9 protein-coding genes and 1 rRNA gene are annotated in these 10,774 nt (G+C 40.3%); 9 read left to right on the top strand and 1 reads right to left on the bottom strand.

Annotated elements, in window-relative coordinates; genetic code table 11:
• The 3 genes from rrf to ACFQZ9_RS28620 all read left to right on the top strand — a co-directional run.
• Positions 1-82 (top strand): 5S ribosomal RNA (gene rrf / locus ACFQZ9_RS28630); the annotation flags it as partial.
• A gap of 245 nt (positions 83-327) precedes the next feature.
• A complete protein-coding gene (locus ACFQZ9_RS28625) occupies positions 328-975 on the top strand; it encodes a glycoside hydrolase family 25 domain-containing protein (RefSeq protein ID WP_498946741.1) in 648 nt (215 codons plus the stop codon).
• 123 nt (positions 976-1,098) lie between these two features.
• Positions 1,099-1,701, top strand: a complete 603-nt coding sequence (locus ACFQZ9_RS28620) for a VanZ family protein (protein WP_498946739.1) — start codon at positions 1,099-1,101, stop codon at positions 1,699-1,701.
• Between the two features lie 127 nt (positions 1,702-1,828).
• Here the strand turns inward: ACFQZ9_RS28620 and ACFQZ9_RS28615 are convergent, their stop codons facing one another.
• A complete protein-coding gene (locus tag ACFQZ9_RS28615) occupies positions 1,829-2,809 on the bottom strand; it encodes an NAD(P)H-dependent flavin oxidoreductase (RefSeq protein ID WP_498946738.1) in 981 nt (326 codons plus the stop codon).
• Positions 2,810-3,087: 278 nt separating this feature from the next.
• On the opposite strand from ACFQZ9_RS28615, the gene ACFQZ9_RS28610 reads away from it, so the two are divergent.
• From ACFQZ9_RS28610 to ACFQZ9_RS28585, 6 genes are all read left to right on the top strand, one after another.
• Positions 3,088-4,317, top strand: coding sequence for a DUF438 domain-containing protein (locus tag ACFQZ9_RS28610; RefSeq protein WP_498946737.1), 1,230 nt, complete (start codon positions 3,088-3,090; stop codon positions 4,315-4,317).
• Between the two features lie 535 nt (positions 4,318-4,852).
• Positions 4,853-6,037, top strand: a complete 1,185-nt coding sequence (locus tag ACFQZ9_RS28605) for a thiolase family protein (protein ID WP_498946736.1) — start codon at positions 4,853-4,855, stop codon at positions 6,035-6,037.
• Between the two features lie 382 nt (positions 6,038-6,419).
• Positions 6,420-7,238: an enoyl-CoA hydratase/isomerase family protein gene (locus tag ACFQZ9_RS28600; protein WP_498946735.1), complete on the top strand. Its 819-nt coding sequence runs from the start codon at positions 6,420-6,422 to the stop codon at positions 7,236-7,238.
• 28 nt (positions 7,239-7,266) lie between these two features.
• Positions 7,267-8,418, top strand: a complete 1,152-nt coding sequence (locus tag ACFQZ9_RS28595; protein ID WP_498946734.1) for an acyl-CoA dehydrogenase family protein — start codon at positions 7,267-7,269, stop codon at positions 8,416-8,418.
• Positions 8,418-9,503: an acyl-CoA dehydrogenase family protein gene (locus ACFQZ9_RS28590; RefSeq protein ID WP_498946733.1), complete on the top strand. Its 1,086-nt coding sequence runs from the start codon at positions 8,418-8,420 to the stop codon at positions 9,501-9,503. The genes ACFQZ9_RS28595 and ACFQZ9_RS28590 overlap by 1 nt, the downstream gene beginning before the upstream one ends.
• Positions 9,504-9,530: 27 nt before the next feature.
• A complete protein-coding gene (locus tag ACFQZ9_RS28585) occupies positions 9,531-10,754 on the top strand; it encodes an SDR family oxidoreductase (protein ID WP_498946732.1) in 1,224 nt (407 codons plus the stop codon).
• The last annotated feature ends 20 nt before the right edge of the window (positions 10,755-10,774 follow it).

The following is a 10,774-nucleotide window of genomic DNA, read 5'->3' as shown; positions in this document are numbered from 1 at the left end:
CATACCGAACACGGAAGTTAAGCTTCTCAGCGCCGATGGTAGTTGGGGGCTGTCCCCCTGTGAGAGTAGGACGTTGCCAGGCATGATGAAAGACAACCTAAAGAGGGTTGTCTTTTTTGATGTTTCACTACTGGCAAATAAAATTATAAAAGTGGGGAATAAAGTTCAAAAATGAGACCATTAAATCAAGAGCTTTATTAAAAGCGTCTCTCCATTAAGAGGGCGCTTTTTTGTGTTTAATAATAAATTCTAATGCTGTCTTAATCGATTTTTTCATTAGGATAAGTATCCTCCGCATATACATATAGATGGAAATGGAGGTGTAGTATGGCGGTTTTTTGGGGTGTAGACTCTGGAGTAAATGCTAATGAGGAAGTATTACTATGTGTCCAAAGAAACTTTGGGGAACCGGACTTTTGGGGAAGATATTTGAGCACGGTGCCCAATGCTAGCGAGGGACTTACGAAGGAAGAACTACGGTTTTTAAGATCGAAAGGCATAAAAGTTATGCCTATTTATAATGATTTTAACAACCCTGTTGGGCGGCAAGAGGGAAGAGTAATGGCACGGAATGCTATTTACCATGCCCGAAGGCTGGGAATTCGTAAAGGGACTGTTATATTTGCCAATGTAGAACGGTTTCACGAAGCGGATGCGGAGTGGTTAATTGGCTGGGTGGAAACGTTTTATACCAGTTCATATAGGCCGGGATTTTATCATGATCCAATGGTCGGGAATTTTCATAGTGCCTACTGTGAAGCCATTCAAAAAGAGGAACTCGTGAAAAATCAAGCAATATTGTGGAGTGCGAAGCCTGAAAAAGGAATCAGCACCAAACGAAGCAAACCGAAATTTAATCCGATGAAACCCAGATGTCCTGGTTCAGTTTGGGCCTGGCAATATGGAAGAGATGCAAAGGTCTGCCCAATTGACACCAATTTAGCAGATGAAAAATTATTTAATCTTATGCATTGAGATTCGACAAAATCCGGGTGGTGCCTGTCACCGCCTGAATTTTGTCGAAAAACAAGGTTTCTCCCCGCTGCTGTTTTTCATGGTAGAATGGGTAAGGATTGATTTTTTGACGGGGGTTCTTCCATGATTTCAAAAAAATGGGCGGTTTGGCTCTCTGTGATTGTATCGCAAGGCTTATTTGCCGCTTTGCTTCCGATTTGGATAAAATTATTTAATTATCTACATCCTGTCGTTTTGATTGTGGTGTGGTTCTGTCTGACCATTTTTATTTTTTTCTTAATTTTTTTGGTTACAGGAAATACGATGTCTATTTCAAAACGGGTATTATCAACTTTCTTATTTTTGTATTCGTGTTCCTTGCTGGTTCTTTTGTTTTTCAGGCCATCTAATCAAGAATACCAAACATATAATTTTGTTCCTTTTAAAACCATCTCCTCTTATTTAAGTGGGGAGGTTTCATTCTTAATCGCGTTTTACAACTTAGCAGCGAATGTTTTATTGTTTATCCCATTTGGAATTTTTGCTATGATCATAGACAGTAAATCATCTGCCAATAAAATAAAACGATTCGGGCTCCCCATTATCATGATTACCATGATCGAGGTTCTGCAATTCCTTACCAAAAGAGGAAGTCTGGATGTAGATGATTTGATATTAAACGTTTTCGGGGTATATGCAGGCTATGGATTGTCGCGTTCGATAAAGAAGGTTCTGCAAATAGATTAGAGGTAGCTGATTTTTATCGGAGGGTAAATTAAAAAAGCTCCCGAGTGTTTAAATCTGCACCCGGGATTTGGTAGCTTTTCGCCAAAAAGTAAGACGAGAGTGTTTCATTCTAGTACAAAATAGACTCTTAAGCATTTTTTACAGCCATACCATATTCAGTAGTAAGATTGTCAATGATTTTTTGGACCGGAAGAATTTCCTTTATTTCTCCTACTCTTGCACCAGCAAAAACTAACCCATTCTCAACATCTCCTCCAACCGATACAAGGAGGGAATCAAGTGTGCAAAAGCGATAAGAACAATTTTTTAGACAATCATGGCATTTAGCAATTTTCAACTTGTCAGGACCACTGATCAATTTTGTAAAGTTATTGATAATGGCTCTTCCTTGGAGGCCAACTGTCGTCTTAACCAGAACGGTATCTTCTTTTCGTGCATCCACATATTTTTGCTTGAAGGCAAGTGGTGCGTCACATTCCTCGCTTGCGACAAACCGAGTGCCCATTTGCACGCCGGATGCACCCATTCCAATCGCTTTTGCAATATCATCACCCGTGATAATTCCTCCTGCAGCAATGACAGGGATGGAAACAGCCTCGACAACTTCGGGAAGTATATCGAACATAGGACGGTCAGTACCAAGATGTCCTCCGGCTTCAAAACCTTCAACGACCACTGCTGCAGCGCCAAGACGTTCAGAAATTCTAGCCAATTTTGCCGAAGAGACAATCGAAATGACGGGTATTCCCGCCTGTTTTCCCCATGCGTACATATCTCGTGAGATTCCAGCGCCAGATATAATAAAATCCACTTTTTCCTCAAGGGCCGCTTTCATTTTTTCCGCAAAATCATTCATGGCAAATAATACATTTACGCCAATATATCCAGCATCTTTGACAAGATTTTTAGCTCGTCTTATATGGGTCCTCATTTCATCAACTGAAATTCCAGTACCGGATATTATGCCAATCCCGCCGGCATTCGCAACAGCTGAAGCTAGCTTGCTTAAAGAAATGCCAACACCCATACCACCTTGCATAATCGGTACTCTCGGCATCATATGACCTATTTTCAGTTGTGGAAAGTTCACTACATAACCCCATTTCAATAAAATTATTTACTAACTCCCTTGCATCATACCATTCAGATTTTAAATTGGATGTGATAATTATCATCAGGTCATAATAGCAGGTATTTCCAATTCGACAAAATCCGGGTGGAGACTGGCACCACTCGGATTTTGTCGAATCAACTTGTCTATTTTGTGAACATTGTTTGTTTTACATTGTAGTAATGATATAAATCACAAACCTTTGCGGGACTGCGTGATATTCTTGAGAAAAGTTATCACTAAGGTACAGTATGCTTTAGCGAAGGAGAATCGTTATGAGTGAAATGATTAATAATCGTGAACAATTTTCATTAAAAAATACAGAACGACTTGAGATGATTAAACAAATTTTTACGGATCTTCATAATGGAAGAAGTGTGGAAGAGGTAAAAGCCCATTTTAATGCGCTCATCGGTAAAATTACCGTTGATGAAATTTCACAAATCCAGCATGATTTTACCCAAGAGGGGACATTGCCGGCAGAGGAAGTGAAGCGCTTATACGCGGCGCATACCGCTCTGTTTAAAGGCTCAATCGAAGAGGAGCAGCGCTCACAGCATCCAGAGGAACAGCCAGGGCATCCGGTCCATACTTTTAAATTGGAAAATAGGGAATTAGAAAAATTAATCAAAACAAAGGTTCAAATCCATTTATGGCAATTTGAAAAGGAAGATTCACCTGAGAATGTTTATAAACTCCTAGAAGATTGCAATCTTTTACTGGATATTGACAAGCATTTTAACCGCAAGGAACATTTAATTTTCCCATACCTCGAGAAATATGGAATCTATGGCCCTTCTACGAATATGTGGAGAATCGATGACTTTATTCGTGATGCGATTAAGGATGCTAAACAAAAATTATCCCATTACGAGGGAGATCAACAGGGCATCGTTCAAGTAGTTACCTATATCATCAATGAAGTAAATGATATGATTTACCGGGAAGAAAATATTTTGTTCCCAATGGCCCTCAACAATCTGACTGAAGATGAATGGGTGAAAATTGCCCATGAAAGTGATGAAATTGGCTTCTGCCTGACAGAGCCTGCTGATGTTTGGAAGCCTGAAAGACAAGCACTTGCGGAGAATGCCATCTCTGAAGGGTATATCAAGATGGAAACCGGGATTTTATCGTTAAAACAGCTTGAGTTGCTGTTAAACCATTTACCGGTGGATATCACCTTTATTGACCAGGACGATGTTGTTCGTTATTTTTCACATGGAAAAGAAAGGATTTTTGCCCGTACGAAAGCTGTTATCGGGCGGACGGTCCAAAATTGTCATCCGCCAAGAAGTGTCCATGTCGTCGAAGAACTGCTCGCAGATTTTAAAGCAGGCAAAAAAGATGTGGAGGATTTCTGGATTAAATTTAAGGACAAATATGTTTATATTCGCTATTTTGCGGTTCGGGATGAAAATGGAGAATATATTGGCACCTTAGAATTTACGCAAAATATTGATCCGATCAAAGCGATTGATGGCGAAAAACGGATTCTATCATAAGATTAGTAAACGGAGCCCCTTCTACTGAAATGGAAGGGGTTTTTTTGGTTTTCAAAAAAACTAAATGGAACCAATTGGATTTAATGTAAACACCCCATTGTTTATTGTGTAAAGAAATTAGCTTTAACCTATTTTCATATGTCATCTAATCCGTATTTGGCATGGTTCTTGCATTATCATTTAGTGACATAGAAAGTTACAGAAATCATTCTTCATTGGGGGATTATCAGAATTTAACGGTTTTATATACTGTTTGGGATTTGAACTTAAATGTTAGGGGGGAACACGATGACTACTGCTTTAGCCTCATTTATAGAAGATGTAGAGTAAAACTAAAAGTATGAGTGTTAGAGACATGCTTGAGGAGGTAAAAGGTTGGTAAACATTTCGTCTCTAAAATACAAAATGTTTACTAGTAATAATGTTGAAACAAATTTTTAACTATGCAATTTCATCCGGGAGTTGCTCTCAGGTTCAGAACTCTTATTAAAAGTTAGGAATAGTAATAAAATTTCTTAATTAGGGGATGTGAATAATGGTGGAAAAAGTAGTAATTGTTAGCGGTGCTAGAACACCAATTGGTTCATTTGGAGGTTCATTAAAAAAACTATCAGCATCTGATCTTGGAGCAATCGCCATTCGTGAAGCAGTGAATCGTGCTGGAATTTCTTTTGATATGGTGGAAGAAGTGGTAATGGGATCTGTAGGACAATGTGGTAGTGATGCCTATTTGGCAAGGGTAAGTGCACTAAAAGCAGGCTTGCCGAATGAAACGACAGCACAAACGGTTAATCGCCTTTGTTCCTCAGGTATGCAAGCAATTGTATCCGGAATGCAGACAATTCAAACAGGGCAAGCAGAAATCGTCGTTGCCGGCGGTGCGGAAAGTATGAGTAATTATCCATTCTTGTCTCAAAGTACAAGATGGGGGGCAAAAATGGGAAATGTATCATTAGAGGATGGATTAGTTACAGTTTTATCAGATCCATTGGAAAAATATCATATGGGAATAACGGCGGAGAATGTAGCAGAGGAGTTTCATATTTCAAGAGAAGAGCAGGATCAATTTGCCTTGGAAAGTCAGCAAAAAGCTGTCTCCGCAATTGAGTCCGGCAAATTTACCAGCCAGATTGTTCCTGTCACAATAAAACAAAAACATGGAACTGAAACAGTAGTGGATACAGATGAATATCCAAAGAAAAATACAACCTTGGAAGGGTTAAGAAAGCTTCCTCCCGCTTTTAAAAAAGATGGAACCGTTACAGCAGGTAATGCATCCGGTATTAATGATGGTGCAGCAGCAGTGGTTTTAATGGCTGAATCCAAAGCGAAAGAGCTTGGTATTACTCCTATGGTGACCATTGTTGGGGCTGCTGTTGCAGGTGTCCGACCTTCACATATGGGTACGGGTCCGATTCCAGCCGTTAAAAAGGTGCTAAAACAAACAAATTTGACTTTGGATCAAATCGACTTAATTGAATCAAATGAAGCCTTTGCCGCCCAGGCTGTAGCTGTCTCAAAAGAATTAGGTTTACCTTCGGAAAAAGTGAATGTAAATGGGGGAGCAATCGCCTTAGGGCATCCTATTGGTGCTACGGGGTGTATCATATCGATAAAATTAATCTATGAATTAATGGCAAAAAAATTAAATTATGGTTTGGCTACCTTGTGTATTGGTGGAGGGCAGGGAATGGCGATTATTTATAAAACGATTAAATAGATTAAATTTAAATTTGGTCTCATCAATAGATGGGGCTTTTTTATTACCATCTTTTCCTAATCAATTTTTATATGGATCTGTTAAAAGTTATCCCTTTTAATTTGGCACGGTTCTTGCAATATAAATAAGCAAGAAGCAGATCATCTTTATATGTTTTCAAATCATAAGGTAAAGAGCCCTTACATATCCCATGTTAACTAGAAAGCGCTCTCAATTCCCATATTACAAGGAAGGTTTTCTAGGTTATGTAAACAAAATGTATATGTCTAAATAACTGGGTGTCAATTTGTATACAGAGGTATACAAATTGGCGATGGGGTAAATGGATTTCTAGAATCATAATTTAATAGTTATTATCATTCATCATACGGAGGGATAAGTTGTGCAAGATTTATTATTTGAAGTAAACGGTGGTATTGCAACGATTACACTTAATCGTCCAGATTCATTAAATGCCTTCAGTATTAACATGATACAAAATTGGATTAAGGCTCTAGAAGAAGTTCGTGACAATGATAACATTAGGGTTTTGGTTTTAACTGGAAAAGGCAAGGCTTTTTGTGCTGGCGGAGATATAAAAGCAATCAAAAATAATGATGGATTTTTAAATATGGATGAACATGAGGAAAAGGATTTTTCTTCTACAGGTTTAAATCGAAAAAATAGTCTTTGGAAGTATGTTCAGAGAATCCCATTATTAATGGAAGAAATCGATAAACCTACCATTGCTGCAATTAATGGAGACGCAATAGGAGCTGGGCTGGATATGACATTGCAATGTGATATCCGAATCTCATCGGAAAAGGCCAGATTTGGTGAAGGCTATGTGAAATTAGGGATTGTCCCTGGCGATGGCGGCGGTTACTTTTTACCAAGAATAATTGGATTGGATAAGGCATTGGAAATGCTGTGGACTGGAAAAATCATTGAAGCATCAGAAGCAAAGGACATTGGCCTCGTTACCCATGTTTATTCCCATGAACAATTTTTAGAAGAAGTTTATAAACTGGCCGAAAAACTAGAAAGAGGTCCACAACAAGCTATCCGTCTTATTAAAAGAACCGTACAGCAAGGGTTAAAAACGGATTTAAGGACATCACTTGATCTTGTGTCTTCTTTTATGGGATTAGTAACAGAACATCCTGATTATCATGAAGGCATTAATGCACTTATTGAGAAGAGAAGACCAAATTTCGAATAAGAAGAATCGAAAAGAAGGGAGAAATAATATGAAAACGTTAAATCTAACAGCAGCTACTTTACCTGAAGAGGCTGAAAAATTAAGATACGAAGTTCGTGAATTCCTTGCTGAAGAATTGGCCGCAGGTACATTTGAACCGCGTTGCGATTCCTGGCTGGGGAGCCATTCCGCGGAGTTCAGCCGAAAATTGGGGGAGCGCGGCTGGTTAGGCATGACTTGGCCGAAAAAATATGGGGGACATGAACGTTCTTCATTGGAGCGATTTGTTCTTACGGAGGAGCTGCTGGTTGCGGGCGCACCGGTTTCAGCTCATTGGTTTGCCGACCGTCAAACGGGCCCGCTTCTATTAAAATATGGTACCGAACAACAGCGTATAACGTTTCTTCCTAGAATGGCGAAAGGTGAACTATTTTTTGCAATTGGCCTAAGTGAGCCAAATTCTGGATCAGATCTGGCATCCATTTCAACCCGGGCAAAAAAAGTGGGCGATAAATGGGTAATCAATGGAACTAAGATTTGGTCAAGTGGTGCTCATCATGCTCATTATATGGTGGTCCTGCTCAGAACATCGCCGCTTGAGGATGGGAAGAAACATGCTGGGTTAACCCAAATGGTTGTTGACCTTTCTTCTCCGGGGGTAACCATTCGCCCGATTCATTTAATGACTGGTGAACACCATTTTAATGAAGTAATCTTTGAGGATGTTGAAGTTTCGGATGACATGATTGTCGGTAGTTTAGGAGATGGCTGGAAGCAAAGCTTAGCGGAGCTGGCATTTGAACGAAGCGGTCCAGAACGTTTCCTAAGTACATACCCATTACTTCAAGAATTAGTCCTTCAACTTGAAAATTCCTCCAATCAACATGCAAAAAATAAAATCGGTAGATTAACAGCAAGGCTTTGGACTTTAAGGCAGATGTCCCTAGGGGTGGCAAGCTTGCTGCAAGAGGGGAAGTCACCTGAAATAGAGGCTGCATTAGTAAAGGATTTAGGAACAGCTTTTGAAAAAGAAGTGATTGAGGTGACGAGGGACCTTGTTTCAGCGAGACCTTCCATGAATTCAAAAAAACGACTGGAAGTGCTGCTGGCGGAAGCGATTTTACATGCACCAGGTTTTACACTTCGCGGAGGTACAACAGAAATTTTACGAAGCGTTATTTCAAAGGGGTTGGGTGTGTAATGAGTGATATTCGAAACATGCTGGTTGAGACGGCTAATAAAATCTTAAAAGATTTTTGTTCAAAAGAATCGATAATGGAAGCAGAAAAAGGAATTTGGCCTGTGGAATTATGGAACGTATTAGAAGAAACAGGCATGACCTTAGCGGGAATTTCCGAGGAGGCTGGCGGAGTTGGCGGGGATGTGGGTGATGCACTAAGTTTATTAAAAATTGCTGGTAGATATGCAGCCCCTATCCCTTTAGCAGAAACTATCATTGCTAACTGGCTTTTGGGAGCCTCTGGAAAAACAGTCTATACGGAAGCCGTAACAGTTGGGCCGGTGCGAATGGATGATTCCTTAAATTTTACGAAGGTATCTGAGGGTTGGGTGGTTTTTGGGGAATTGAGAGATATCCCTTGGGCACGTGATGTAAAGGAAATTGTCCTTTTTGGTAAAACGGAGGATGGCAACAAGATAGTTACATCAACGCCGTTGGAAAACTGCCAGATTCGTAAAGGGACGAATCTGGCTGGTGAACCAAGAGATGAGGTTATTCTAAATAACATTTTAATTCCGAACGAAAATGTATCCATCAATCCTCCAGTGAGCGAAACCGACTATTGGAATTTAAGTACCCTTACTAGAGTTTCTATGATGGCTGGGGCGCTTGAAAAGGTTTTAGAAATATCTGTAGATTACGCGAATGAAAGAAGCCAGTTTGGAAGATCGATTGGAAAATTTCAAGCCGTGAAACAACAATTGGCGGTTATGGCTGGTGAAGTGGCTGCATCAAGTGCGGCTGCAGATTCTGCTTTGGCTGCATTTTGCAGGGGTACCATAGTTCATGAAACGTCAATGGCCAAGATACAAGTAGGAGAAGCGGCTGCCCTTGTAACTAAAATTGCCCACCAGGTTCACGGAGCAATGGGCTTTACCGATGAACACCCACTCCATTTGAGTACAAGAAGACTATGGTCTTGGCGGGACGAGTATGGAACCGAAAGTCATTGGGCTGAATTACTAGGTGGGTCGGTACTTGAAAATGGGTCAGAAACCCTTTGGAACATGATTACCTCCTCCTTCATCACGGAAAAAATCAACTAAAGCGATTTTTTAAAATGGAAAGGGATTATGACGATTGATGTCAAAATATTTAAAAGGTTGAAAAAATATGTCGCAGCCCTTTTCATTACAGTTTTAAATAAAACTTCGATGGTGGTGGTAGGTTTGACCAAATGTAAAAAGGTTTTGGTAGTAGGTGCCTCCGGGCTTGTCGGAAATGCTGTAATGAAACATATGGCACGACAACGAAATATTAGTGTAGTAGCCGTATCCCGCAGGATGCCGTCCAATACATTCGGCGCTGACTTTGTCTCTGTGGATTTGACCAATCAAAAGGAATGTTCTGAGGCTTTTGGGAAAATGGCTGGAATCACACATATTGTATATGCTGCTCTTTTTGAAAAACAAAATCTTACCTCGGGATGGCTAGAGCAAGATCAAATTCGGATCAATGATCAAATGCTTCGAAACATTTTTGAACCGGTGGAAAGGGCATCAAAAGGGACTTTAACTCATGTAACCTTATTGCAGGGAACAAAGGCATATGGAGGACATGTTCGCCCATTTGCGGTACCTGCACGGGAGGGGAAATCTGATGCACGTGATATTCCCAACTTTTACTGGGCTCAGGAGGATTACATTCGAAGCAAACAGCAGGGAAAGGATTGGAACTGGACGATTTTTCGACCGCAAATTATCATAGGCGAATCGATTGGAAGTGCAATGAATATCATTCCTGCCATTGGAGTCTACGCATCCCTCCTTAAAGAGGAAGGGAAGCCTTTGTACTACCCAGGCCAAGAAACGGCCGTAATGGAAACAGTGGATGCGGATCTTCTTGCTCGGGCAATCGATTGGGCAGGGGATGCAGGTGCTGCCTCCAATGAAATATTTAATATTACGAATGGGGATATCATGGTGATGAAAAACATTTGGCCTGCTATTGCAGAGGCATTCGAGATGGAACTTGGGGGAAGCATTCCCATTTCCTTAGCTAGTGAGATGCCTAAACGGACTGATGAATGGGATCAGATCCGTGCCAAGTACAATCTGGCTTCACCTAATTTAAGAGAATTTGTTGGTCAATCCTTTCAATTTGCGGACAGGTACTTGAATGATTTGCATCATCCACTCCTAGTGTCTACTGTCAAGCTTCGCGAGGCAGGGTTTTATGAGGTATTCGACACTGAATCAATGTTTAAAAAATGGTTTAGGATTTTCCAAGAAAAAAGGCTTCTACCTTCTCCTAGTCAGATGAATAAAAGGACGAACCTGCAAGTTAATAGTATTTGAAGCTAAGGAATGAACAGGAT

The sequence above is a fragment of the Neobacillus sp. GCM10027624 genome (assembly GCF_042675345.1).
Taxonomy (GTDB): Bacteria; Bacillota; Bacilli; order Bacillales; family Cytobacillaceae; genus Neobacillus; species Neobacillus cucumis_D.
Note: the sequence above shows the minus strand (reverse complement) of the source record. Positions and strands in the feature narration are given on the sequence as shown.

Bases quoted from the DNA above. Each gene is read 5' to 3' on its own strand.
- ACFQZ9_RS28625 (WP_498946741.1), top strand. From the start codon at position 328: ATGGCGGTTTTTTGGGGTGTAGACTCTGGAGTAAATGCTAATGAGGAA.
- ACFQZ9_RS28620 (WP_498946739.1), top strand. From the start codon at position 1,099: ATGATTTCAAAAAAATGGGCGGTTTGGCTCTCTGTGATTGTATCGCAA.
- ACFQZ9_RS28610 (WP_498946737.1), top strand. From the start codon at position 3,088: ATGAGTGAAATGATTAATAATCGTGAACAATTTTCATTAAAAAATACA.
- ACFQZ9_RS28605 (WP_498946736.1), top strand. From the start codon at position 4,853: ATGGTGGAAAAAGTAGTAATTGTTAGCGGTGCTAGAACACCAATTGGT.
- ACFQZ9_RS28595 (WP_498946734.1), top strand. From the start codon at position 7,267: ATGAAAACGTTAAATCTAACAGCAGCTACTTTACCTGAAGAGGCTGAA.
- ACFQZ9_RS28590 (WP_498946733.1), top strand. From the start codon at position 8,418: ATGAGTGATATTCGAAACATGCTGGTTGAGACGGCTAATAAAATCTTA.
- ACFQZ9_RS28585 (WP_498946732.1), top strand. From the start codon at position 9,531: ATGACGATTGATGTCAAAATATTTAAAAGGTTGAAAAAATATGTCGCA.